Source organism: Streptomyces sp. NPDC058664, assembly GCF_042716635.1.
GTDB lineage: Bacteria > Actinomycetota > Actinomycetes > Streptomycetales > Streptomycetaceae > Streptomyces.
Window position 1 is genome coordinate 1 of the sequence record NZ_JBHXRW010000084.1, and the last position, 23546, is coordinate 23546.

The window sequence follows — 23546 nt, forward strand, 5'->3', positions numbered from 1 at the left end:
CAGCCCCAACGAATACGAACGACGACACCACACCGCTAAGCTCACGCTCGCCGCGTGACCAATACCCGCGTGTCCACCATCACGGGTGAAGGCCCGTGGCGTAGGCGAGAAAGACACCGACCTGGCTGTTCTCGATGCGTCCGGCGGTGCCGGTGTACTGCCGCTGCACGCCCGCCGAGGCCCGGCCCTTCTTCATGAAGCCGGTCTCGTCGACGATCAGCACGCCACCATCGCCGCCGAGGTGGTCGACGGCGTAAGCGCGGACTTCGTCGCGGACGGAGTCAGCGTCCCAGCGGGCGCTTCGCAGCAGACGCTGCATCGGTCCGGGACGTGCGTGACCAGCTTGTTCGGCCAGCCGCCAGCAGTTCTTGCGCTCGACGCCGGACAGCAGCCCGAGCAGGTACGCGCGGGCGGTCGCCCGCGGTTCCACCCGTCGGAACCGGCCCGCGATCCGGGCCATGGCCTGGTCGAACAATGCCCGCCACCGGATCGGGTCTACGCTCTGACTCGCGGCCACCGCACGATCTTCAGGAGTCCACACACCCCCCGATGATCACGCGGTGGCTGCTCTCGCTCCGGGCCGGGTCCTGGGCAGTCCCGAACTCCTTGCTGCGAGCCGACGGCGGCCCCTGATCGACACAATGAGCACATGGACAGCGAACCTCTGCGGATTCCGCTTGATCAGCTTCGGACGGCCTTCGAGCTGGCACTGCGACACATCGAAGTGTCAGCCGGCAGCGCAGTGGCACTCGAACACGATTACTTCTGGTCTGTTCCGGGTGACGAACTCTACGACGTCCCCAACGAACCGAAAACGATCACAATCGGGCAGCTCTCCGAGTCATGGCAGCACCTTGAGGACCTCCTCGCCGACCCGAACCGGGCCGTGGGCCACCACCTGGTCTGGCTCGCCGATGTCCTCCGCGCGATCGGACAGGACACCGCCCAATAGCCACCACACGTGCGACATGACGTGGAACTACGAAGTCACACTGGAGTACTAAGCGGTACGAGACGGCCGTCGCGTCGTTGTCGTCGGCGGCGAGTTCCTGGTGGGCGGGGGCCTGGGTGAGGGCGGGCTCGCTGGGAGCGTAGACGGTCGTCGGCGAGAGCGATCCGGGCGGGCTCGCTGGGAGCGTAGACGGTCGTCGGCGAGAGCGATCCGGGCGGGCTTGGTCGTCGACGGAGGCGGCGGGGGTGTGGGGAACGGCTACGCAGCCGGTGGTGAGGGCGGTGGCCAGGGAGCCGGAGCACCGGCCCCGGCCGCCCGTCTCCCAGGTCGAGCATGGCCGGCGCCAGCGCGATCCGCTCCGCGTACGGGGCGTCCCGGGCAATCAGCTGGACGACGGCGCGGGCGGCACCGTCGGCGGCTGGATGGCCTGGCTGACTGGCTCGTGGATTCCCGGCCCTCGGTCAGCCTTCCTCGCCCGGTCTGTTCGACCCCTTGGGTATTCGCTGCGAAAGGGCCCGCCCGAGCAGGCCAACACGGCACTGTGGTGGAGTGATCCATCATCCCGGCATCCTGCGGACCGCTCCCTGCAGGGAGAAACGGCCTCGCCACTGATCTGCCGCATCGCAAGCCGCTACGGACTGGAGGCGAAGGCACTGCGGTCGTGCTGGCACTGCACCGCCGGTACGGGATCGTTGACGCGCTGGTCGAAGCGGGAGCGGACGCGGCCCGGGTAGACGTGTTCCACGGCCAGGAGGACGACGGCGTCTTCTGGGTCGTCACCCTGAACGGCGGGCGCATGGCCGTCGTGACCGACGACACGGAGGAGCATGCGGTCCATATGGAGGGGCCATGGCCGTTCAAGGCCGTCCTCCTCATCCCGGACGGCGCCCGGACGAAGATCGATCACTCGAGTCCGCGGAGGTCACCGCGGAGGGCCGGGTCCGGTCAGGTGCACGGCGTGAGTGAACCTGTGGCTACTGTGCTGCTGCATGAAGAAGGGGGTCTTCGAGGCTCTCGGTCTGTACGACCGGCGGCCCGTCACGGTCGCCGCCGGCGTCCAAGCGTCCGAGCAGCGGGAGATCGACGTACCCGGCCCTGACGGCGCCGACCTCACCGTGGGGCGGACCTTCGTCACCCCCGAACTGAACGGCTGGCGACTGATCTTCGGTCCCTTCGACCTCCTCGTCGGCGACCCCTGGGAGGGCATGATCGAGACGGGCGAACGCCTCAGCGTCCACTGCGGCCACGCCCAGTTCTCCTTCCTGGACGACGCCGGCGGCTCCGACGTGTGGATCGTCGCCGAGAACGGCCGGGTGATCCGTCAGTACGCAGCCGAAGGCGAGCCCGAATGGGAGGGCGACCCGCTGCCGTGGGAGACCCTCGAGGCGGACGGCCCGTACATCGACCCCGACGAGAGCCCGTCCAATGCGGGCACTATGGGAGCCCGGACGGCCTGCGCGTACCTCTCCGTCGACCCCGACGCGGTCGGGCCGGACACCGAGGTCCGCGGCCACGGCTGGCTGGCCGTCACGGCGCCGGGAGTCGGCCACGGCGCGTTCCCCGGCAGGCTCTCCATCTGAGGCCCGCCTCGGCGCCCTGCGGGATGACCGCAAGGAGCAAGCCAGTTCTGCATCAGGCAACCCGTCAGGCAGCGAACCCGGGGCGGGGACCCTCTCGCGGGCCTGGGCCGGCATCGGTTCGACCGGAAGCGTCAGCATCCCTCAGGTCCATGACGCCGACCGCCGGTCCGCCAGGCGGGGCCGATCACTCGGGTCTGCCCACGACCGGCTCCTAGCTGGGCGTCGACCGGCTCGTGAGCAGTAGCCCGGGGGTCGGGAGGCACGTGGGGCGGGCACGTCGGTGCCCCGTCCAGAGCGCGGATCGGAGGCACGGGCGGGCTGAGGAGGCAGCCAGGTGCACGCTGGAGCACCGGGTCGCCGATGTTGTGGGCGGCGAACGTGGCGGGCTGCTCAGCAGGTGATCAGCTCGAAGGCGTGGGCCGGCATGGTGTGGGAGCCGGGCGAGGAGGTAGGGGAGAGGAGGCTCGCCGCGGTGGGCGGGTCGTGATCGGCGGTGCGGGCGGGGTCGATGGCGTAGCGGTCGTACTCGGTGCGCAGGCCTGCTGCCGCGTTGCCCTGTCCGGCAGCAGCGCGGGCCAAGCGTCGGGCGGCATTGCGGGTCCAGTCGCGAACCGCCCGGGTGTCGCCGACGCCGTCGAGGAGGGCATGGGCGCGGGTACCGTCCGGCATCGCGCACACGGCCGTCGCGTCGCACTGGAACGTCCGGTCGCCGGGCCGGGCCCGCCTGCCGCGCGATCTCTTCGGCGCTGAACGGCTCGTCGAAGCTGCGTCCGGCCACCGCCTCGGGGACCGGCGTCAGCGTGCCCGCCTCCCGGTGCTCGCGATACACCCGCGACGATGTCGGGTCATCTCTTGTCGGCGCATGCCTCCGCCTCCGCCAGATACCGTGCCACCGGCCCCAGCGTCAGCATCCCGCTCGCCCCGCCCGCGTCTTCGGTGCGGGCGGCGCGCAGGGCCGTTGCCGCGCGGGCGGCGACCGGGCGTTCGCCGAGGCGGGCGGCGGCGTGGGCGGTCAGGCACCAGAGTGCCTCCTGCATGTGATCAGGGGGTGGTTCGGGCGTCGTGGTCAGGGCGGTACGGGCCTCTTCGTCCCGGTTGCGGGCGAGCAGCACCAAGGGATGTGTCCAGGGGTGGTACGGGCCCCAGTCGAGAGCGGGATCGGTGGGCGCCGAACGGCCGTGCAGGAGACGTAGGCCCAGGAGGGCGAGGGCGAACAGGCCCCGGTGCAGCCCCGGCATGCCCGCTGTCCCGGCGAGGGCGTCTTCGGCGGCGCGGTAGTGCGCCGCGGCCGTGGCGGCGGCCGGTCCGCCCAGTGCGGTGCTGCGTGCGGCCGTGACCCGGGCCCGGAACCAGCCGGTGAGTACGGGGACGAGAGAGGCCTCGGTGCTGACGGCGAGCCGCTCGGCGGCCTCGGCGTGTGCAGTCGCGGCGTCGAGGTCGCCGAGAGCGGAGGCGGATTGCAGGCGGATGAGCCGGCCGAGCACGGCGAAGCTCGGCAGCTCGTGCCGGGTGGCCAGGTCGAGGATCTCGGCGCCAATCGCGTCCCGTGCCGCCGCGAGCCCGGGCCGGGTGAAGGACTGGAGGAACACGCCGTTGAGGGCGAACACCAGCAGGGCGGGATCGTCCAGCTCCCGGGCCAGCGCCTCGGCCTCGCGCGCCGCCTGCCCGGCGCGCCTCCGTTCGATGGCGGACAGATCAGCGCTGCGGCTCTCGACCGCGACGGCGGCCAGCAGGCGGGCGCGCAGTTCGGCGGGGCCGTCGGTGTCGAGCGCGGTGAGTGTACGCTCGGCCGCCGCGACGACCGCGCGGGCCTGCTCGGGGTCGTCGGCCCGGCTCCAGAGGGCGGGCACGTCGTAGGCGCCGATGACGCGGGCGGTCAGGGCGATGTCTCCGGTGCGCTCCGCCGCCTGGACGGCGGCGAGGCGGTCGCGCCGCGAGTGGATGAGGGCGTCACCACCCGCCAGGGCCAGGGTGCGGGCCAGTTCGACGGTGGTGCGCGGGCCGAGTCGTACGCCTGCGGTCCACACGGTACGTGGGGGCTGGAGCGTCGTAGCTCCGTGAAGAATGTCCGTCTCCAGGCGCCGGAGGTCGGCACCGGGATCGAGCCCGAGCTGGTCCGCGAGCATCGTGCGGGCGCGGCGCAGGGTGGCCAGTGCGTCCGCCTGACGGCCTGCCCGGTGCAGTGCGCGGGCCAGCAGCCCCCAGGCCGGCTCACGCCAGGGGTGTTCGGTGACGTGGGCGCCCAGTTCGGCGACCAGCTCGGCTCCTGAACCGGAGTCGAGGAGGAGGCAGGCGCGCAGTTCCACTCCGTCCAGCCTCAGCTCCTCCAGCCGGGTCCGTTCGCGCTGGGCCCACGCGGAGCCGGTCACGTCGGCGTAGGCGGGGCCGCGCCAGGCCGCGAGGGCGGCGTCGAGGTCGGTCAGCCCATCGGGTGTACGCCGGGCGCGGGCCAGGGCGTCCTCGAACCGGTGGACGTCCACGGTGTCGCGCGGCAGGCGCAGCGCGTAGCCGGGGCCTTCCGTGACAAGGACGCGCGGCGGGGTGCGGGGCGGCCGGCCGGGTTCGACGGCGCGGCGCAGCGCGGCGACGAACGTACGCAACGCACCCACGGCGCGCACCGGCGGCTCGGCCCACAGGTCGTCCACGAGGGTGTCGGTGGGGACCATCCGTCCCTCGGCGGCGACGAGCCGGGCGAGCACCTCACGGTGGCGGGGTCCGCCCAGGTCGACCGGGGTGCCGTCGTCGTGGAGGGCACGCACGGCACCGAGTACGTCGATTCGCATGCCCCCCATCTTCCGTGGCGCGGGTCCGCGGTGTCGAAGCGTACTGATCGGCTGCTGATCGCCGTCGCCCACGCTGATTCCGTCACTCCCCGGACCAAGGCGTTCGCCGGTCCCCCGACCCCAGGAAAGGGCCTTCCATGACTCTCACCATCCCCGGCTTCGACCACGTCCGTCTGCCCGGCACCGACGGAGTGGAGCTGGTCGCCGCCGTCGGCGGCAGCGGCAGCCCGGTCGTACTGCTGCACGGCTTCCCCCAGACCCACCTGATGTGGCGGCACGTCGCCGAGCGGCTCGCCGGCGAGCACACGGTGATCTGTCCCGACCTGCGCGGCTACGGCGCCAGCGACAAGCCGGCGGCCACCGGCCCTGAGGTGTACTCCAAGCGCACCATGGCCGCCGATGTCGTCGCCCTGGCGGCGGCGCTCGGCCATGAGCGCTTCGCCCTGGTCGGCCACGACCGGGGTGCGCTGGTCGCCTTCCGGGCGGGACTGGACCATCCCGAGACCCTCACGCACCTGGGCATCCTCGACGTCGTGCCGACCCTGGACATGTGGAACGTCCTGCACGGTGTCCCGGCGGCGGTCGGCTACCACCTGTTCCTCATGGCGCAGCCGCCGGGGCTGCCGGAGACGATGATCGCCAACAGCGCCGACGCCTTCTTCGGCTCCTTCCTCGACACCTGGGCCAGTGACCCGGCCGCCGTGCCGGAACCGGTCAGGTCCGCGTACCTGCGGGCGAGCGCCGCGGCCGTGCCGTCGATCGTCGCGGACTACCGGGCCTCGGCGGGCATCGACGTCACACACGACCAGGCGGACCAGGACGCCGGCTCCCAGCTGGCCATGCCCGTGACGGTCGTCCAGCAGGACTGGGGCGCGCGACTGGGCTACGACGCCGCCGCGGTCTGGCACGCGTGGGCGCCGGATCTGGACCACCGGCTGACCGGCGCGGGGCACTTCATGGCCGAGGAGGCGCCCGACGAGATCACGGAGGCGATCCGCGACCTGCTGCTCCGCTGAGCCCTCCACCCGGGCCACGGGAGGCGGTGGGCGAGCCCCGCGTTCCCGGCCACCGGACCGGCCTCGCGATCCGGTGGCCGGTGAGCCGCCCGCCTCCCTACGGTCGTGGGCGCTGCCCGGGAAAGCCCGGCGCCGCTCACCAGGGCGTGGGCAGCGCCCTGCGGGCCTACGGCCGTATCCCTGCCACGGGCAGGCTGGGCCGGGGGCCGTGGACGGCAATGGGTTCCGGGCAGACCGATCGCCACGGTGACGGCACGGACCGGGTGGGCGTGGCGGGAGGGCAGCTGATGAGCGTCGTGGAGCCGGCCGTCCCCGCCCCGCGCGGTCAGGCCATTTCGACGTAGCGGTGGACCCGGTCGAAGCGCCGGGCCGCCACGTCCCGGCGGTGGACCACCCAGTGGGCCACGCCGGAGTCCAGTTCCGTGACGTCGTCGCCGCACCTCCAGGTGGCCAGGAGAGCCCAGTCGTCGGCGCCCTCTTCGTGGGCCGTACCGTCCTGCTCGGAGGGACCGGCCTCCTCGGGACCACGGGCGTAGTGGACGGGGGCGTTCTGGGGCGAGACCGGGTGCCGCCGATCTGCAAGGCCCAGGAAGGGCGATAGCCGCCCACGTGTGCCCAGGCGTCGCCGAGTTCGTCGGCGAGTTCGAACCGCTCGTCCTCGGGGAAGTCGCCCCATCTGTCGAGGGCGAAGCTCTCCGGCATCTGCGCGCTCGGCTGGTGCCAAACCGTGCGGAGCTCACGCGGCCGGTACGGCTCGCGCCAGCTGTGTTCGAGGGGGGCTCGGGGTTGTCGGGGTCCCGGCGGGGACGTACAGCACCGCGTCGGACACCTGTCCCCCGATGCCGTGCACATCGGTGCCGGAGAAGAGGAGCAGATGGCCGTCGGCGGGGAGCGGGAGGCCGGTGACGGCCGGCGGGAAAGCCGCGAGGTCGGCGGAGGCCACGAAGGGATCGGACGGCCTCGGCACGCCGTGCGGCAGCACGGGGTCGCCGCCGACCCGGGCCACGAGGGGACCGTTACCACCCTCCACCAAGTACACCGCCGGACGGGCGACACGTATCCATTCCTCCACCTCCTCCGACGGCAGACCCCGGGATGCCGCCTCGGCCCGGAAGCGGTTCACTCTGTCCGTGCTCGCGCCGGTCACCGGGCAACCCCAACGGGCCCATGGGCGAGCAGCGTGGGGCTGGCCCGCGGCCACCATGACCTATGAGGACGACCAGGCCGACCTGTTGCGGCACGAGAAGGAGATCGCCGCACACCAGTCCTTCAACTACGCGCTGTTCGACGCGGCGGAGACAGCTCTGCTCGGCTGTGTCTACATCGACCCACCGGAGAGGGCCGGCGCGGACGGCGAGATCTCCTGGTGGGTGGTGGACGAGCTGGTGGGCAGCAAGGTCGAGCAGGCCCTCGACGCGCTGGTGCCGCAGTGGATCGCCGCCGACTGGCCGTTCGAGCAGTCGCGCTTCCCCGGCCGCGAGATCTCCTGGTCGGACTGGCTCGCCCTGCCGGAGCATCCCGCCACGTAAGTGGTTGTTGCCCGTACCGATCTCGAAGGCTGTCGATCGAACGGGAGTCTCGATCGGGTGACCGCGGCGGTTTCCGCGCGTGAAAGCAGGGCCTCCAGGTAGCTCGGGGGTGCGATCCCATTCCGAGTGGTTCCCGCAGGCCCTGTTGTCTTTGTTGCACGTTCCCGAGCGTGTTGACTTCAACTCGCCCGCCGTGCCGTGCGGTTGCCTCGCACATGTGTACGGCAACGCGGCCGACCCTCCGGACCGGGTACGCCGGTGTCCGTCGGACATGACGGACGCGGAGTGGGCGGCCGTCCGGCCGTTGCTGCCGGTGCCGGCCTGGTTCCAGGGGCGGGGTGGACGGCCCGAGGGCTACTGCCACCGGCAGCTGTTGGACGCGGTCCGCCACCTGGTCGCGGGAGGGGTCTCGTGGCGGGCGATGCCCGCGGACTTCCCCGCATGGGCCCGGGTCCGCGCATTCTTCCGCCGCTGGCGCGAGCACGGGCTGATCGCCGATTTCCACGACCGGCCGTGCGGGACGGTCCGTGAGCGCGAGGGCCGTGAGGCCGAGCCCACTGCGGGGATCATCGACGCGCAGTCGGTGCGGGCCGCCGCGACGGTGCCGGCCGCCTCACGCGGCCACGACGGCGGGAAGAAGGTGCCGGCCGCAAGCGGCACACGGTGCCGCTCATGGTCGCGAACCGTGCAGCGGGCGGGCCGCCGTGAACGGCCAGGGCCTGGGGAGCCGTTCCCGCTGGAGCGGCGCTCCAGGCCGCGGGCGGCCGGGCGCGACGTGCCGTGGTGCGCACCCGGGGCCGACGTGGCCATGGGCCCCGGAACATGAATCCGTCGCGTCTGAGCTGTGGTAACGCGGGTAGGCGGGGGGAACCGCCACCCTTTCGACATATGGAGTGCGAGGACCTACGGCCCCGTATATCCGCAGCACGAGGAGATGCCCGCCATGAGCCCCGCCCCGGTCCTGCCCCTCTCCCGCCGGTCGGTGCGCGCAGCCGCCCGTGATTCCGCCGCTGTCCCGCCTTCGGCGCTCGACGCGATGCTGGACGCCGTCTATGAGACGCATCGCCGTTTCCGGCACGGCGCTTTCGCCGAGCCCTGCCCGACCTGCCACGTCCCGGCGGGCGAGCTCTGCCTGGCGCGTCGCAGTGTGCACGCCGCCCGCCGACTGGCGCACCGGGTTCGGGTGGTGCAAACCAAGCCGGTTCCCCACACGGCCGCGGAGGCCCGCTGAACGCATGGATGGGTGGCGTCGACGTCACGTACCGGTCGGGCCGTGCCCGCCGGACGCGGGCCGCGAGAGCCGCCGGGCGAGCAGGGGGCAATGTGTGGCGGCCGGCGGACCCGGTCCCTCTTGTTCCTGCGTGGCGTGTTGCGCCGGCACCAGCCGCACAACCCGTGTTCAGGATTCGGGGACAAGGCCCGTCCATGCCTCGGGGCGGCGGCCCCGCAGCGGGGGGGCGCCCCCCGATGGCCACAGGTAGGGGCCCCGGGCCCCCCGCAGTATGGGCGGGGGGCGCGCGCCCCAGCCCCACCCCCCGGCTCCCGTTGGCGGGCACACGCCCCGTCCCGGCCGGGGGGCGCCGCCCGCTCGCGGGTGGGCCGCCCCGAGAGACCCACTTGCAGGCGCCCGGTCCCGCCGACTGAAGGGTTCGGGCGCGGGCACTTACAGAAGGCCGAGCAGGAGGCCGTTCTCGTTCGACCCGGAGTCGGCTCCGACCCCGGCGAAAACGGGACCATTGGCGCAGATCTGCTGGTTTGCACTTGCAGGCGTCGACCCGTTGCCGAGGAGCCCCAGCCCCAGATCATCGATGTTGATGAGACCGTTCTGCACCGTCCCCTGGTGGATCTCCTGGTGACACAGCGCCGGGTCGGCGCCGTTGCCGTTCCCGAAGGAGGACTCGGTGCCAGCGGAAGCCACACCCGCCCCGAGCATGCCGACACTTCCGACAATGACAGCCACAACAGCGGCCTTGCGAAGGTTGCGCACAATATCTCCACTCATCGGACTCGACGTGAGTCGCTCTTGAGGAAACCTGCCGAGCCCGGAGCTTATGTAATGAATTGTCGCTTTTAATAGGCGGCGCGCCGTTCGGGGCATCTACAGATCATTTCGTTGGTTCAGTGGGGTTGGTGGGTGGAGGGTCAGGCCGGTGTGGGCGAGGAAGGACCACGGCAGTCGGGGGTTGTCGTTGATCCGGTGGATGCCCTGTTCGGTGGCGTCCGCGACATCGGCGAGGTGGTCGCCGGCGAGGTTGGCGAGCTCATGTTTCTTGAGCGAGGACCACAGCAGTTCCACCGGGTTGAGCTCGGGCGCGTAGGCGGGTGACCGCTCCAGGGTCAGCCAGTCCTGCTCGGCGACCCAGGCCCGCATCGCCCGGCTCCAGTGAGCCGACAGCCCGTCCCGGACCAGCACCACCCGCTCCCCGCGGTAGAACAACCTTGAGCTGCTCCAGGGCCTCGATCAGAGCGGGGGTGTCGTAGCTGCCGGGCTTGAAGTGGAAGCACAACCGCGGACCGCGGTCAGGGTCGGCGGCGTGGTATCCCAGGGCCCCGGCCATCGAGGTACGCTTCCAGTTCAGCCGGTGCCGCCGGAGGGGGGTGCGGCCGCGGGGTGCGTAGGTGCGGCGGACCTGCGGCAGCAGCGAGACGTCTGGTTCGTCGAGGAAGACGATCCAGGCACGTGTGTTCACCGCCCTTTTTGATCTGCGGCCACGCGTGCGCGATCCAGCGGGCGATCTCGGGCGCGTCCCGCTCGGCCGCCCTTCTCCTTCGGTCGCTGCACCACCTCCCCATCGATCCCGAGGCGGGCGCCGTGCTGGATGACGCTGGTCTGGTAGCCGCCGTCCGCCCACACCTTGATCACGCTCGGATGGGCCGCCGCCAGCTCGGTCAGGACCCCCCACTGGAGCCACCGTCGTCAGGGCCGATTCGCGCTTTGCCATTCGCATTCCGTGATCAGGCCGAGGCTGCCAGGATACGTGCACGCTTTCGTTCGCGGCGCGGCCCAAACTCCGGAGCCTTGCTGCACGGCACGCGATACGTGTCCCTGTGCAGCCCGTCGGCATGAAGGAGGCCGTTGCGCCGGGCCGGAAGCCTGTTCACAGGTATGGGGAGGATGGATCCGTGTTCGTAGGACGCGAGCATGAACTGGCTCAACTGAAGGACGCGTTGAAGTTCCACCGGCTGGTGACCCTGACCGGTGTCGCGGGTGTCGGCAAGTCGCGGCTTGCGCGGCAGGTGGTGGACCTCGGCCTGGTGGCCGCTGCGGAGGATTCCTGCTGGGCGGATCTGTGGCAGTTGCGCGATGAGGGGTTGCTCGCGGCGCTCGTGGCTGACGCGTGCGGTCTGTCCGATCACACCCCGAGGATGCCGGTGGATGTGATCTGCGATTGGATCGGCGACCGCGAGCTGCTGCTGGTGCTCGATTCCTGCGAGCATGTGCTGACCGCGTGCCGGAGCCTGGTGCAGGTGCTGCTCGAGAAGTGTCCGCATCTGAGGATCGTGGCCACCAGTCGTGAACTGTTCCACCTGGAAGGGGAGTTCGTCACTGTCGTCCAGCCGCTGCCGTGTGCCACGGATGCCGCCGAGTTGTTTCTGCAGCGTGCCACGGAATCGGGGCACGTGCCTGAGCCGGGGGATCTGAACCAGGTCACCGAGCTGTGTTCCTACCTCGACGGGCTTCCGTTGGCGCTGGAGTTGGCTGCGGGGGCGCTGCGGCACTGCAGCATCGAGGATCTCCTGCGGCGCCCGCGGCACGAGTTGAGCCGAGGGGAGGATGAGGTGCGTCCACTGGCGCCCCGCCGGCACGACGTACTGCGGACCGCCCTGGGCTGGAGCCATGAACTGTGCACGCCTGCGGAGCGCCTGTTGTGGGCACGGTTGTCCATTGTCCACGGGCACTTCGACGAGACCGTGGCAGTGGCCTTGTGTTCCGGTGGGCCGCTCTCCGCCCTCGACGTGGGCCACGCTCTGGCCGGGCTGGTGGACAAGTCCGTCGTGACCCGGCGCCACGGGCGCTGTCTGTTGCTCGACACGGTGCGTGAATACGGGCGCCTGTGGCTCGCCGAACTCGGTGAGCTGGACGCGATGGCGAGCAGGCACGCCTCGTACTTCCTGACTCAGGCGCAGCAGGCGGACGCCACGTGGACGAGTGCCGAGCAGACCGGCTGGTATCGCACCATCAAGGAGGCGCATCCCGATCTGTGTGCGGCCCTGGACCACTTGATTGCCCACGACGTCGATGCGGCGCTCGAGCTGGCCACGTTGACGGGCTTCTACTGGACTTGCTGCGGACATGCGCACACCGCACAGCTCTATCTTTCGCGCACGCTGAAGGCCTGCGACAGCCAGGGACCGGTGCGGCAACGAGCCGTGTGGACCCTCGGTTTGACCTATCTCCTGCAGGGAAATCACGCTACGGGGACGCACCTGGCGCGCCAGTGCCTGGAGAACGCCCGTGTCACCGAGGACGCGACGGCGCTGCTGCGGGCCGCCTATCTGCAGGCCATGAGCGACCTTCTGCAGGGCAATCCCCGGCCGAGCCTGGAGCTTCTGGAGCACGCCCTGCGGAACGCGGACGCACACAGCACGGACACGGGCGACGAGCCCGCTCGCCAGGCCGTGATGATGTGCCGGATGCTGCGTCTGTTCGCCCTCACCGGGCTCGGGGAGTTGGAGGAGAGTCGGGAGTCGGCCACGGTGCTGCGCGCGGAGTGTGTCGCCATGGGCGAGCACTGGATCCGCTCGTATGCCGATTACCAGATGTGTGTGATTGCGCTGCGTGCGCGGGACAGTGAACTGTCCCTGGAGTACGCCCGTTCGATGCTGCACGCGAAGCGGCAGATCGGCGACACCTTCGGTATCGCGCTGGGGCTCGACATGCTGGCCGCGGCCTTCTCCGCCAACGGGAACGGTCATTCCGCGGCGCTCGCATCCGGCGCGGGCCAGCGGCTGTGGGATGCGGTGGGGCATCCGCAGCGCGGAGCTCCGGACGTGGCGCCGCTGCGCGAGGCGGGCGAGGATATTGCGCGCAGGCTGGTGGGTGCGGGTACCTACGAGTCGTACCGCAGCGAGGCCGCCCATGCCGACCCCGGCGAGATGCTCGCCTGGGCGGCTGGCGGTGAGCCATCCCCGTAGGGCGCGGGCGCGGCGCGATCGGAAGAGATGACTTTCCTTGACGTTCACCCGTTTGCTGCGCCCAGTGTGACTTTCGCCGCCGCTGGTGCGGAGTGGTGAAAAGCGTTGTACCACCTGGCCGAAGTCGCCTTCGGGAGCGCGTCGGCGCATGGGGGCGTGAGGTGGTGAAGACCCGCGCACGAATTCGACCACGTACGCCCCCTCGCGCCGAGGGATTCCAAGATCGCACGCTGGTAGCTTCCAGCCTCGTGATCAATTCGTTTCCCGAAAGTCCGGGTAACCCGCAGTACCCCATGCCGATGCCACCGGGACGGGAGGTCTCCGTCCGGCCCACCCTGCTACGACCCGCCGAGGAGGACGACCGGGCCGTCCTCGACGCTCTGCTCGCCTCCGGCCGCGTACGCGAGCGGCATGACCGCATCGACGGGCAGCTTGCCGAACTGGTGCGCTGCGAGCGCCCTCACGACGCCCTCGCGGGACGTCGGCTGGCGGGGGCCGTGGCAGAGGTGACCGGTGGCGCCGAGCTCAGCCGTTACGGAACATGGGCGTGGTACCCGTGGTCCGGGCGCCTCGTGCATGTGCTGCCCCGTGAGGAGTTCCGGCGGGTGCGTACCGACCGCAACCGGGACAAGATCACCGCTGCTGAGCAGCGGCGTCTTCTCGCGCGGCGGATCGGGGTGATCGGCCTGTCGGTGGGCAGCAGCGCGGCGCTCACCTGTGCCATGGAGGGCGTCGCAGGATCGTTTCACCTGGCCGACTTCGACACTCTCGGACTCAGCAACCTCAACCGGTTGCGGGCCGGCGTACACGAGTTGGGCCTGCCCAAGACAGTGCTGTGCGCACGGCACATGTACGAGATCGACCCCTACCTCGACATCGAGCTGTGGCAGGAGGGGCTCACCGAGGACACCATCGACGCCTTCTTCGGCTCTGCGGACCGTCCGCTCGACCTCGTGATCGAGGAGTGTGACACCCCCTGGGTGAAAACCGCCGCTCGCGAGCATGCACGACGGCACGGTGTCCCGGTCCTGATGGACACCAACGACCGGGGGCTGCTGGACGTCGAGCGCTTCGACCTGGAGCCGGACCGGCCTCTGTTCCACGGCCGCGGCGGGGACCTGAGTGCCGAGGATGTACGGCGTCTCGCACCGGCGGACGCCTTGGCCTACCTGCTGCGCATCTGCGACGAGAGCCGGCTCAGTCCCGCCATGAAGGATGCTCTCGGCCGGATCGGGCATTCCCTGTCCAGCTGGCCGCAGCTGGCCAGCGGGGTGATGCTGGGCGGCGCCCTGGTCACCGACACCGCGCGCCGCATCCTGCTCGGCGCGCCCGTGGCCTCGGGCCGCTACTACACGGACCTCGAAGAGATCATCGGCGCCATCGATGCCGAGTGTGTCCCCGCGGGGGCAGCCCGGTGAACCACCTTCCCGAACTCCACGGTGAGCACCTGTGGTTGCGCGAACTGCGGGCCACCGACCTGGCTCCCTTCGAACGCATCCACACCCACCGCGTGCTCACCCGTTACCTCGGTGTCGACCGGATGGATGCCCGTCAGGCCCAGAACGTGTTCGCGCAGCATCTCGCCCAGCCCTACACCCATCCGCGGCGCAAGCACACCCTGGCCGTCTGTCCACCCGGCCAGGACGTCATGGTCGGCACCATGGGCCTGCTCGTCGAGGATTACGGGCGCAACGCCATGCTCACCAGCCTGGTCCTGCTCCCCGACGCACCTGTGCGGGGCCACGGGCACGAAGCGGGGCGCCTCCTGATGGCCTATGGATTCGGACACTTGGGGCTGCACCGCATCTGGGCCGGGCACCGCGCGGATCACACCCGGATGCGCGAGGTGATGCTCGCGGCCGGGCTGCAGCCCGAGGCCACGCTGCGGGAGCTGTTCCACACCCAGGGCCGGTGGCACGACGTCACCACCTACGCGGCGCTCGCGCCCGCATGGACCCGCCGGGCCACCCCCGCCGAACAGGCCATCCTCCGCGGTGCTGCTTTCCCTTCCCCTGCCGACGCTTCGGGCGCACCGGCGCAGTCCGCGTATGTGACGTCCGGCCGATGAATCCTTCCGTCGGCGGGCTTCGGCCACGCAGTGAGGGCCGCTTCCCCGTGTGCCGGGGGAGCGGTCCTCACAGGGTGTGGCGGATTCCCCGCCGTCGTAGGTACTCGCGGATGGGACCGTTGCTGTAGGCCTTGTCGGCTGCGAGGCTGTCCGGCTTCTTGCGCGGCCGTCCCAGGCCAGGCCTCGGGACTCGGATCTTCTCCAGGACCGGCTCGAACTGGGCGCAGTCCGCCCGCTGACCTGGAGTGACGATCAAGGACAGCGGACGGCAACGGTCGTCCGCGCTCAGGTGGAGCTTGCTGGTGAACCCGCCCCGCGAGCGGCCCAGGCCCTCACCTCCAGCACCACCTCCACCAGGCGGGCGACCAGACTCTGCCACGGCGTCTCGTCCTGGTGTTCCATCTCTTCGGCCCCCTTTGATCCCGGGGCCGGCGGTGGGTCGGTGCGGGCGCCGGCCGCGTGCTGATGCGCGCGGACGATGGTGGAGTCGACCGAGACGTCCCGGTCGATCTCGCCTGCGGCGTCGGCTGTGGCCTGGACCTGCTGGAGCAGGCGTTCCCAGGTGCCGTCGGCCGACCACAGGCGGTGGCGTTCGTAGACGGTCCCTAAGAATATGAAGCGGTCCGGGAGGGCCGGGTATGGCTGGTAGACGGTTGCCGTTGATGGCTCTGGAAGAGTGGCCGCCCGGTCCTCTGGGACGCTCCGACCACTGATTGAGAGCTGCGGTCATCGCTGGTTAGGGACCTGTCGGCGGAGTGTTCTTCGGGCCACAAAGTGCTGGTCACGAGGGATGCGGAGCAACGTTGAGCACGAGGCAAGCGCGGATATGGGTCGGCATCGACGCCGGCAAGGGCCATCACTGGGCAGTCGCCGTGGACACGGAAGGCGAGACGCTGTTCTCGACCAAGGTGATCAACGGCGAAGCTCAGATCCTCACCCTCATCGAGACCGCCCGCGAACGGGCCGACGAGGTCAGATGGGCGGTGGACATTTCCGGCCGCGCGTCCGCGCTGCTGCTGGCCCTTCTGTTCGCCCAGGGCCAGCAGGTGGTCTACGTGCCGGGCAGGACGGTCAACCGCATGTCTGGCGCCTACCGAGGCGAGGGCAAGACCGACGCCAAGGATGCGCTGGTCATCGCCGATCAGGCCCGCATGCGCCGGGACTTCGCCCCGCTGACCACGCCTCCGGAGCTGGTCTCAACGCTCCAGCTCCTGACCAACCACCGAGCCGACCTGATCGCCGACCGAGTCCGGCTGATCAACCGAATCCGTGACCTGCTGGTGGGTATCTGCCCAGCGCTGGAACGGGCCTTCGACTACTCCGCGGCCAAGGGCCCGATCGTCATGCTGACGGAGTACCAGACACCGGCCGCTCTGCGACGGATCGGAGTCAAGCGGCTGACAGCCTGGCTGGAACGCCGCAAGGTTCGCGGCGCGGACACTGTCGCTGCCAAAGCCTTGGAGGCTGCACAGTCCCAGACGGCACTGCTTCCAGGTGAGAAACGGGCCGCCAAACTGGTCTGCGACCTTGCACACCAGCTCCTGGCCCTGGACGAGCGCATCAAGGAGAACGACCGGGAGATCCGCGAGGCATTCCGCACGGACCAACGCTCCGAGATCATCGAGTCCCTGCCCGGCATGGGCCCGATTCTGGGCGCCGAATTCGTCGCCATCGTCGGCGACCTATCCGGCTACAAAGACGCCGGCCGCCTTGCCTCGCACGCGGGCCTGGCACCTGTGCCCCGCGACTCCGGTCGCAGAACGGGCAACTACCACCGGCCCAAGCGTTACCACCGCCGTCTGCGCTGGCTGTTCTACATGTCCGCGCAGACCGCCATGATGCGACCGGGACCGTCCCGTGACTACTACCTCAAGAAGCGTGCCGAGGGACTGATCCACACCCAGGCGCTTCTCGCTCTCGCCCGCCGCCGCGTCGACGTCCTATGGGCGATGCTGCGAGATGGAAGGCAGTACACAACCGCCTCATCAGTCACACAACCGGGTTGACACAGTCATTGAGACTCTTCCACGGGCCGAACCGTTCGGGCAGATCGCGCCACTGCACCCCGGTCCGCACCCGGTGCAGGATCCCGTCGATCACCTGCCGGTGATCCCGCCACCTGCCGCACCGACCGTTGCTGACCGGCAGGAACGGCCGCAGCCGTTCCCACTCGGCTATACCTCGCGTCCCCAGTTGATCACCATGGAAGCGGGACAGACGATCAGGGAGGGCCCGGCAGGTCGGCGCGCGCCGTTCCGGCGGTGCAGGTGGAGCGCGAGGGCGGTTAGGGACTTGCCGAGTCCCATGTCGTCGGCGAGGAGGGCTCCGAAGCCGGCGCCGGTGGTGTTCGCCAGCCACGCGAGGCCGAGCTTCTGGTAGTCGCGCATGGTGGCCGACAGCCCTTGGATATGCGGGGTACAGAACGGCGGAGACGCCATCGCCTTCGGGGTTCGGGCCGAGGACCGCTGCTGGAACCGGGGCAGCGCGGCGAGCGCGCGCAGGAAGGACCTCCTGGGTGAGGCCGTCCGCCGCCTGGCTTCGAGCCCTTCTTGCCCACGAGTGGACCGGCATCCGTGTCATTGGCACCCGCAAGCGCATCGGCCGCCACCACGGAGGCCGGCGCGACGGCCCCTCGTCGAACGCCGCAACCCGCAGGTCACCTGAGAACAGGGGTGGGCACGTATCCCTGAGTCAATGCCGGGGGCTTCTGTGGGATGCCGCTCCAAGGAATGGCCGGCACGGGGTCCTCGCTTGCGCCGTGGGACTTATTTCACGCGTGTTGCGGATTCCTGTGTCACCCGTGTCGGCGCGTATCGGGGCCTTGTCCTTCCCGTGAAGGGTCAGACGGCAAATCCGGCATAAGCGAACGAACCCCCCTTTGTGGCACGTGACATGTGCGCGGCGGACTGAGAGCGTCCCGGCTCAGCAAGGCAACCCACCTTGCACCGATGGGCGGTGATCCCGTCCAACTCCCCATGACTTTCTGGAGAAACCACCACATGTTCTCGCTTTCCCCCACCGGCGGCAGGGCGCGCCGTCTCGTTCTCACGTCCGGCGCTGCCGTCCTCACCGGCACCCTGCTCGCCGCCGGTGCCGCCGCCGCATCAGCGGGTGCCGCTCCGGAGCCCCACGAGGGCACCTCCGTCGCGGCCACCGCCCAGTCGCTCGGCCTTGGTGCCAAGGAGAAGCTGGTCGTCAAGGACGTCATCAAGGACGCCGACGGCACGGTCCACACCCGCTACGAGCGCACCTACGCCGGACTTCCGGTCCTCGGCGGTGACCTCGTTGTCCACCGTGCCGCCGACGGCGCCGTCAAGGACGTCACCAAGGCCGTCAAGGCCGCCATCACGGTCGCCTCGCTCACCCCCAAGCAGACCCCGGCCTCCGCCAAGTCCGCTGCGGTCAAGGCCGCCAAGGCCGCGAAGACCTCCGGTGCGGCCACCGGCGAGGCCCCCCGCAAGGTCGTCTGGGCCGCCGACGGCAAGCCCGTCCTCGCCTACGAGACCGTCGTCTCCGGCACCCAGGACGACGGCGTCACTCCGAGCGTGCTGCGCGTCGTCACCGACGCCGACACCGGCAAGAAGCTGTACGAGCAGCAGCTGATCGACGGCATAGCCGGCGGCATCACCGCCAAGGGCGGCTCCGCGGCCGCCAAGCCGGGCAGCCCCCAGGCCAGTGCGGTCGGCACCGGCGCCGGCCAGTACAGCGGCACCGTCAGCCTCAACACCACGACGTCGTCGAAGGGCTTCGAACTCGTCGACACCGCGCGCGGCGGATCCCGCACCGTCGACTTCCAGCACCGTACGGGCGGCAAGGGCGTCCTGTTCACCGACGCGGACAACGCGTGGGGCGACGGCACCCCCGGCCACAACCAGACCGCCGCCGTGGACGCCGCCTACGGTGCCGCCAAGACCTGGGACTTCTACAAGGACGTCCTGCGCCGCAACGGCATCAAGAACGACGGCCGGGCCCCGGTCTCCCGGGTCCACTACGGCAACGCCTACGAGAACGCCTTCTGGGACGACCGGTCCTTCACCATCACCTACGGCGACGGTGCGAACAACCAGCACCCGCTGGCCCAGCTCGACGTGGCCGGCCACGAGTTCAGCCACGGCGTCACCTCCGCCACCGCGAACCTGCAGTACTCCGGCGAGTCCGGCGGCCTGAACGAGGCCACCTCGGACATCTTCGGCACCGCCGTCGAGTGGAACGCGAACAACGCCCAGGACCCGGGCGACTACCTGCTCGGCGAGAAGATCGACATCTTCGGCAACGGCACACCTCTGCGCTACCAGGACAAGCCGAGCAAGGACGGCCGCGGCTCGGCCGACTACTGGAGCGCCGGCGTCGGCAACCTCGACGTGCACCACTCCTCCGGTGTAGCCAACCACTTCTTCTACCTGCTGTCCGAGGGCAGCGGCGCGAAGGACATCAACGGCGTGCACTACGACAGCCCGACCGTGGACGGCTCCACGGTCACCGGCATCGGCCGCGACAAGGCGGTGCAGATCTGGTACAAGGCGCTGACCACGTACTTCACCTCCACCACCGACTACCACGGCGCCCGTGAGGGCACCCTGAAGGCAGCCGCCGACCTCTACGGCGCGGGCAGCGCCGAGGTCAAGGCCGTGGACGCCGCCTGGGCGGCGGTGAACGTCAAGGCCTGACACCTACGGCGGTGAACGCGGGTGCGCAAGGGGCGGTGTCCGGGCTACCGGGCACCGCCCCCGCGCGTCTCACCGGCCGGGACGCGGGGCGGGCGGGGGTGAGGATGAGGTTCTGCGGTTTGACGTCCCGACGGACGACGTCCACTACGTGGACTACTGAGGTTGAACTCGTGGTGTCGTCGAAATCTGAATGGCCCCCCGCCGGCCCCGGGATGCGCTTCCTTCGTCGGTTCCGTGAAGGCGTGCGACGTGGCAGGGTGAGCGTGGTGCCGTCTACCAGCGGTGCCAGATCGCCGTGGGCGCGGCGTCGCGTGGGAGAGAGGGGTCCTCTCCGGCGATGAAGAACAGGGCCCAGGACACGGCGTGGTCGCCAGCACGCTGTGCGCCGATTTCGAGCTGGAAGCCGTCGCAGAAGCAGTCGCCGCTGTAACTGAACTGGATGCCGGTGTCGTGCTCGGTTGCGTAGTCCTCCATCTCCTGCGCGAGCTGCGACGGCACGCGGCCGATGAGCCGAATCCCCTCGCAGGCCACCTGTGGGCCAAACCGGCCGTCGACGAGGACATAGGCCAGTTCCCCGTCCTCGTGGAAGTAGCACTCCACCGCAGCCTTGATTACCGGGTTGTCTTCCTTGGCGAAATGCACAAAATCCCACCCCTCGATGCGCCCGTCGGAGTGCGTAGCAAACCCCTGCGCGGCCAGAGCCGCGATGACCTCCTCGCGATGCATGTCCATGCGCAGCGGCCCCAGGGCCTGCCCGGAGAGGTAAACCCACTGGTTCCGTTCCGCGTCCGGGAGCGTCGGCCACATACCTGTATCCATCGCACGATGATCTCTTACCTGGTTCGCGTCTCATACATCCAGGGGTGGCAGACGAATGGCCGGGAAAGTAGCAGCGGGCCATCACCGATGGTGACCGTTCACAGGGTGAGCGAGGTTGAACTCGTGGTGTTGCTGGGCTATTTACTGAGGTTGAACTCGTGGAGTCGTAGGGGCTGACGGCTCGTCTCCTGTGCGGTATCACCGGGGCATGCGGTATTCACAAGGGGGCGGGCTGACCGCCGAACGCCAGCAGTTCCGCGAGGAGTTACGGCTGAAGGCGGCCGGGCGGTTCGCCCTGGGCGAGGCGAGCTCGTTGATCGCCAAGGACCTGCGGGTCAGCGTCCGCTCGGTGCAGCGATGGCGGCAGATGTGGGACGAGGGAGGTCCGCGGGCTCTGCGATCGCAGGGACCTGCGTCGCTGCCGAGGCTGAGCGAGAAGCAGTTCGCCCAGCTGGAGGCGGAGCTTGCCAAAGGGCCGGCCGCGCACGGCTGGGAAGACCAGCGCTGGACCCTGAGCCGTGTGAAGACGGTGATCGGTCGGCGCTTCCACCTGACCTATACGGTCCAGGGCGTGCGGAAGCTGCTGGTGCGTAACGGCTGGTCCTGCCAGGTCCCGGCCCGACGCGCGATCGAGCGGAACGACGAGGCGGTGGCCGGGTGGGTCAAGGAGGTGTGGCCCTGCGCGGAAGGCTCGCGGCGGTGAGTGGAGCCTGGCTCGTCTTCGAGGACGAGGCCGGTTTCTCCATGACGCCGCCGCAGGCCAAGACCTGGTCACAGCGCGGTCGGACCCCGGTGGTGCGGGTCCGCGGCCGCTCTCGCAGACGGATATCGATCGCGGCGCTGACCTGCTACAAACCCGGCCACCGGTCCCGGCTGATCTACCGGCCGCGAAGGGACGACGGCCGGCGCGACGGACGCAAGAGCTTCTCCTGGCGCGACTACCGCGATCTGCTGATCGCCGCCCACCAGCAGCTCGGCGGCCCGATCGTGCTCATCTGGGACAACCTGAACGTCCACAAGGCCGCCGGACTGCGGGAGTTCGCCGAAGCCAGGGACTGGCTGACCATCTGCTACCTGCCGCCCTACGCACCCGACCTCAACCCCGTCGAAGGTATCTGGTCCCTGTTGCGACGCGGCTGGCTCTCCAACGTCGCCTTCAGCACCCCCGAACACCTCGTCCAGCGCATCCGACGCGGCCTCCGGCACATCCAGTACCGCAGCCACCTCATAGACGGCTGCCTCGCCGAGACCGGCCTGACCATCAAACCCGCCTGAACAGTGAGCCCTTTCCAACCTGGCATCCGCACTGGTCAGCGGACTGTCGTTGATCGGCTACCCGAGTCCAGCACGGGCTCCTGGCCAGGTCTTCACCAGTTGACTGGCGCCTCCGGGGAGCTGCCGCGGGGTCCTCCCGACTGGCAGGTGCTTCAGGTTGGAAAAGGCTCAGTGGCACGACACCACGAGTTCAATCTCAGTAACCGAACCAACTAGACATATGTGAGCTTATCGCGAGTCAGGCACCATGATCCCCGGGGCGCGTCCACACAAAAGGAGAAGTCGTTGAATAATCAACGACTTCTCCAGGGGCGATCCTAATCGTGCGAGCCCTCACTCTTTGTTCCGCTCCTCGCGTTCCCGGCGCCGCTGCTGAAGGTCCTTCATCTTGGCCGGCCCCTGAAAGACCTCCTGGAGGATGGCGTCCATGAACTCAACGATTGCCTCAGAGTCTTCCGACGGCATGGGTTCATCGGCCAGGTCGCCGTGCGCGATCTCGTTCCCGCCGTGACGGATCTCGTGGGCTACCTCTTTGGTGATCTCACGGATCAGACCCTCCTCGTGCATCCTGTCGATCTTGCTGACAAGGTTCCCGGAGGTGATGCCGTGATGCTTGGCCGTTGCCTCGACGACCGCGCGAGCGAGCGCAACAGCGCCCCGATGCGCCCCGACGGACAAACAAGCGTGGGCCTCGCTCGCCGTTGCTCCGATCTGCGGGGGTACGTCCGGAAAAGCAGGCCGACGGACTTGAGCGGGCTCCCAACGGATGCTCAGGTCCTCCGCCATCTCGCGATTCTGGCTGCTGTACGCCTTGTCCTTGAACACTCGCCCAACTGAGAGGCGTTGGCAGAGCTCGTTGGAGCAGCGGAACGCCGCCATGTAGTTATAGGTGTATGTGTTTCCTCGTCTTGGAACCTGGATCACATCGGTCACCATCGCCATGTGCACGTTGATGCCACACCAACCGCAGACCGTCGTAGCCATCCCTACCCCCTACCTTGCTGTACGACTTCGCCAGGGACGATCCTAAGCGCGCAGGCTTACGCCGAGATGGCTTTGCGGGACCTCGTCAACCCTAGAAATCCAAGGGTTTCCAAGCCTTGTTAGAAGTTCCCGGAGTCACTAACCTGACGGCATGACAGACACCGCGACCACCAATCGCTGCCACTGCGGCTGCCAGACCGCCATCGGCTACGGACGCACCTTCGCCGCCGGCCACGACAAGATTGCCGAAGCCGCCTACCTCGCCGTCCACCACAACGGTTCCGTCGCTGAACTCCTCAAGAGCCAGGGCTACGGCCCCGACAACCCCGTCACCGACGCAGCCGTCGAAGCCGGCGCCTGGAAGAAGTGCGACCACTGCGAGTACAAGGGCGCCCCCGACAGCATCCGCAACCACATGGCCAAGGTGCAGAAGGCCGAGAACAGCCAGCGGGAGTACCTGGAGAAGTCCATCCGCACGCTCGGCGGCACCTGGGACCCCAGCCGCGGAATGCAGACCCTGCGGGACGGTGGCTACCACCCCTCCGAGAAGTACATCCGCGAGGTGTACCGGAAGTTGGCGGTCAGCGGCCTGCTGGAGAAGGTGGACGAGCACCGGGCCATCTACTTCGTCACCGAGCAGTAAGAGGTCCTAACAAAGGCGTTGGACGTGTCGGTGGGTGATGAGGCAGGTCGCGAGGCCGAGGAAGGCTTCGTGGATGTCGTCACGTCGTTCCCAT

The 23546-nt window shown here is 69.6% G+C and carries 24 protein-coding genes and 4 pseudogenes; 14 read left to right on the forward strand and 14 right to left on the reverse strand.

Features of this window, described 5'->3' with window-relative positions:
- Positions 1 to 94 precede the first annotated feature (94 nt).
- A pseudogene (locus tag ACFWUY_RS37370) lies at positions 95 to 460 on the reverse strand (transposase); the annotation flags it as partial.
- Positions 461 to 649: 189 nt separating this feature from the next.
- Here ACFWUY_RS37370 and ACFWUY_RS37375 point away from each other — a divergent pair.
- Positions 650 to 952, forward strand: a complete 303-nt coding sequence (locus ACFWUY_RS37375) for a hypothetical protein (RefSeq protein WP_384120614.1) — start codon at positions 650 to 652, stop codon at positions 950 to 952.
- A gap of 631 nt (positions 953 to 1583) precedes the next feature.
- Here ACFWUY_RS37375 and ACFWUY_RS37380 read toward each other — a convergent pair.
- Positions 1584 to 1781, reverse strand: a complete 198-nt coding sequence (locus tag ACFWUY_RS37380) for a hypothetical protein (protein WP_384120616.1) — start codon at positions 1779 to 1781, stop codon at positions 1584 to 1586.
- A 160-nt stretch (positions 1782 to 1941) separates the two neighbouring features.
- Here ACFWUY_RS37380 and ACFWUY_RS37385 point away from each other — a divergent pair, with 160 nt between their 5' ends.
- Entirely contained in the window at positions 1942 to 2532 is a 591-nt protein-coding gene (locus ACFWUY_RS37385; RefSeq protein ID WP_384120618.1) for a hypothetical protein, read from the forward strand.
- A 390-nt stretch (positions 2533 to 2922) separates the two neighbouring features.
- Here ACFWUY_RS37385 and ACFWUY_RS37390 read toward each other — a convergent pair whose 3' ends face one another.
- Together ACFWUY_RS37390 and ACFWUY_RS37395 are read right to left on the reverse strand one after the other, a co-directional pair.
- Positions 2923 to 3201, reverse strand: a complete 279-nt coding sequence (locus tag ACFWUY_RS37390) for a hypothetical protein (RefSeq protein WP_384120620.1) — start codon at positions 3199 to 3201, stop codon at positions 2923 to 2925.
- A gap of 176 nt (positions 3202 to 3377) precedes the next feature.
- Positions 3378 to 5315, reverse strand: coding sequence for a BTAD domain-containing putative transcriptional regulator (locus tag ACFWUY_RS37395; protein WP_384120622.1), 1938 nt, complete (start codon positions 5313 to 5315; stop codon positions 3378 to 3380).
- A 137-nt stretch (positions 5316 to 5452) separates the two neighbouring features.
- Here ACFWUY_RS37395 and ACFWUY_RS37400 point away from each other — a divergent pair, with 137 nt between their 5' ends.
- Complete coding sequence (locus ACFWUY_RS37400; RefSeq protein WP_384120624.1) at positions 5453 to 6331, forward strand: alpha/beta fold hydrolase; 879 nt, start codon at positions 5453 to 5455, stop codon at positions 6329 to 6331.
- 736 nt (positions 6332 to 7067) lie between these two features.
- On the opposite strand, the gene ACFWUY_RS37405 is transcribed toward ACFWUY_RS37400, so the two are convergent.
- Complete coding sequence (locus tag ACFWUY_RS37405; RefSeq protein ID WP_384120627.1) at positions 7068 to 7337, reverse strand: hypothetical protein; 270 nt, start codon at positions 7335 to 7337, stop codon at positions 7068 to 7070.
- A 172-nt stretch (positions 7338 to 7509) separates the two neighbouring features.
- Here ACFWUY_RS37405 and ACFWUY_RS37410 point away from each other — a divergent pair.
- From ACFWUY_RS37410 to ACFWUY_RS37420, 3 genes and pseudogenes are all read left to right on the forward strand, one after another.
- Positions 7510 to 7860, forward strand: a pseudogene (locus ACFWUY_RS37410) (N-acetyltransferase); the annotation flags it as partial.
- A 271-nt stretch (positions 7861 to 8131) separates the two neighbouring features.
- The gene (locus ACFWUY_RS37415; protein WP_384120630.1) at positions 8132 to 8686 is read left to right on the forward strand and encodes a transposase; all 555 of its coding nucleotides are present in this window, start codon (positions 8132 to 8134) and stop codon (positions 8684 to 8686) included.
- A gap of 117 nt (positions 8687 to 8803) precedes the next feature.
- Positions 8804 to 9091: a hypothetical protein gene (locus ACFWUY_RS37420; protein WP_384120634.1), complete on the forward strand. Its 288-nt coding sequence runs from the start codon at positions 8804 to 8806 to the stop codon at positions 9089 to 9091.
- 432 nt (positions 9092 to 9523) lie between these two features.
- Here the strand turns inward: ACFWUY_RS37420 and ACFWUY_RS37425 are convergent, their stop codons facing one another.
- From ACFWUY_RS37425 to ACFWUY_RS37435, 3 genes are all read right to left on the reverse strand, one after another.
- A complete protein-coding gene (locus tag ACFWUY_RS37425) occupies positions 9524 to 9847 on the reverse strand; it encodes a hypothetical protein (protein ID WP_384120636.1) in 324 nt (107 codons plus the stop codon).
- A gap of 111 nt (positions 9848 to 9958) precedes the next feature.
- On the reverse strand, positions 9959 to 10297 hold the full coding sequence (locus ACFWUY_RS37430) for a transposase (protein WP_384120638.1): 339 nt from the start codon (positions 10295 to 10297) through the stop codon (positions 9959 to 9961).
- Positions 10298 to 10546: 249 nt separating this feature from the next.
- Entirely contained in the window at positions 10547 to 10723 is a 177-nt protein-coding gene (locus ACFWUY_RS37435) for a hypothetical protein (RefSeq protein WP_384120640.1), read from the reverse strand.
- Between the two features lie 260 nt (positions 10724 to 10983).
- Here ACFWUY_RS37435 and ACFWUY_RS37440 point away from each other — a divergent pair, with 260 nt between their 5' ends.
- A complete protein-coding gene (locus ACFWUY_RS37440) occupies positions 10984 to 12996 on the forward strand; it encodes an ATP-binding protein (protein WP_384120642.1) in 2013 nt (670 codons plus the stop codon).
- A 338-nt stretch (positions 12997 to 13334) separates the two neighbouring features.
- On the opposite strand, the gene ACFWUY_RS37445 is transcribed toward ACFWUY_RS37440, so the two are convergent.
- Complete coding sequence (locus tag ACFWUY_RS37445; RefSeq protein WP_384120644.1) at positions 13335 to 13460, reverse strand: hypothetical protein; 126 nt, start codon at positions 13458 to 13460, stop codon at positions 13335 to 13337.
- Positions 13461 to 13601: 141 nt separating this feature from the next.
- Here ACFWUY_RS37445 and ACFWUY_RS37450 point away from each other — a divergent pair, with 141 nt between their 5' ends.
- A complete protein-coding gene (locus ACFWUY_RS37450) occupies positions 13602 to 14414 on the forward strand; it encodes a ThiF family adenylyltransferase (protein WP_384120646.1) in 813 nt (270 codons plus the stop codon).
- The gene (locus ACFWUY_RS37455; protein WP_384120648.1) at positions 14411 to 15064 is read left to right on the forward strand and encodes a GNAT family N-acetyltransferase; all 654 of its coding nucleotides are present in this window, start codon (positions 14411 to 14413) and stop codon (positions 15062 to 15064) included. Before ACFWUY_RS37450 ends, ACFWUY_RS37455 begins: the two co-directional genes overlap by 4 nt.
- Positions 15065 to 15131: 67 nt before the next feature.
- Here ACFWUY_RS37455 and ACFWUY_RS37460 read toward each other — a convergent pair whose 3' ends face one another.
- Positions 15132 to 15794: a transposase gene (locus ACFWUY_RS37460; RefSeq protein ID WP_384120650.1), complete on the reverse strand. Its 663-nt coding sequence runs from the start codon at positions 15792 to 15794 to the stop codon at positions 15132 to 15134.
- 73 nt (positions 15795 to 15867) lie between these two features.
- Here ACFWUY_RS37460 and ACFWUY_RS37465 point away from each other — a divergent pair, with 73 nt between their 5' ends.
- The gene (locus ACFWUY_RS37465) at positions 15868 to 17070 is read left to right on the forward strand and encodes an IS110 family transposase (RefSeq protein ID WP_384120652.1); all 1203 of its coding nucleotides are present in this window, start codon (positions 15868 to 15870) and stop codon (positions 17068 to 17070) included.
- A 10-nt stretch (positions 17071 to 17080) separates the two neighbouring features.
- Here ACFWUY_RS37465 and ACFWUY_RS37470 read toward each other — a convergent pair.
- Positions 17081 to 17257: pseudogene (locus tag ACFWUY_RS37470) on the reverse strand (transposase); the annotation flags it as partial.
- Positions 17242 to 17478: pseudogene (locus ACFWUY_RS37475) on the reverse strand (SNF2-related protein); the annotation flags it as partial. The pseudogenes ACFWUY_RS37475 and ACFWUY_RS37470, both read right to left, overlap by 16 nt.
- 561 nt (positions 17479 to 18039) lie before the next feature.
- On the opposite strand from ACFWUY_RS37475, the gene ACFWUY_RS37480 reads away from it, so the two are divergent.
- Positions 18040 to 19731: a M4 family metallopeptidase gene (locus ACFWUY_RS37480; protein ID WP_384120654.1), complete on the forward strand. Its 1692-nt coding sequence runs from the start codon at positions 18040 to 18042 to the stop codon at positions 19729 to 19731.
- A 273-nt stretch (positions 19732 to 20004) separates the two neighbouring features.
- On the opposite strand, the gene ACFWUY_RS37485 is transcribed toward ACFWUY_RS37480, so the two are convergent.
- On the reverse strand, positions 20005 to 20538 hold the full coding sequence (locus ACFWUY_RS37485) for a hypothetical protein (RefSeq protein ID WP_384120656.1): 534 nt from the start codon (positions 20536 to 20538) through the stop codon (positions 20005 to 20007).
- A 220-nt stretch (positions 20539 to 20758) separates the two neighbouring features.
- On the opposite strand from ACFWUY_RS37485, the gene ACFWUY_RS37490 reads away from it, so the two are divergent.
- Together ACFWUY_RS37490 and ACFWUY_RS37495 are read left to right on the forward strand one after the other, a co-directional pair.
- A complete protein-coding gene (locus ACFWUY_RS37490; RefSeq protein WP_384120658.1) occupies positions 20759 to 21253 on the forward strand; it encodes a winged helix-turn-helix domain-containing protein in 495 nt (164 codons plus the stop codon).
- A gap of 41 nt (positions 21254 to 21294) precedes the next feature.
- Positions 21295 to 21825: a transposase gene (locus ACFWUY_RS37495; RefSeq protein WP_384120664.1), complete on the forward strand. Its 531-nt coding sequence runs from the start codon at positions 21295 to 21297 to the stop codon at positions 21823 to 21825.
- A gap of 333 nt (positions 21826 to 22158) precedes the next feature.
- On the opposite strand, the gene ACFWUY_RS37500 is transcribed toward ACFWUY_RS37495, so the two are convergent.
- Positions 22159 to 22809 carry a DUF4145 domain-containing protein gene (locus tag ACFWUY_RS37500; protein ID WP_384120660.1) on the reverse strand — a complete coding sequence of 217 codons (651 nt, stop codon included), beginning with the start codon at positions 22807 to 22809 and terminating at the stop codon, positions 22159 to 22161.
- Between the two features lie 151 nt (positions 22810 to 22960).
- Between ACFWUY_RS37500 and ACFWUY_RS37505 the strand changes: the two genes are divergently transcribed.
- Positions 22961 to 23452 (forward strand): hypothetical protein, encoded by a 492-nt coding sequence (locus ACFWUY_RS37505; protein WP_384120661.1) that lies wholly within the window; start codon positions 22961 to 22963, stop codon positions 23450 to 23452.
- Positions 23453 to 23546 lie beyond the last annotated feature (94 nt).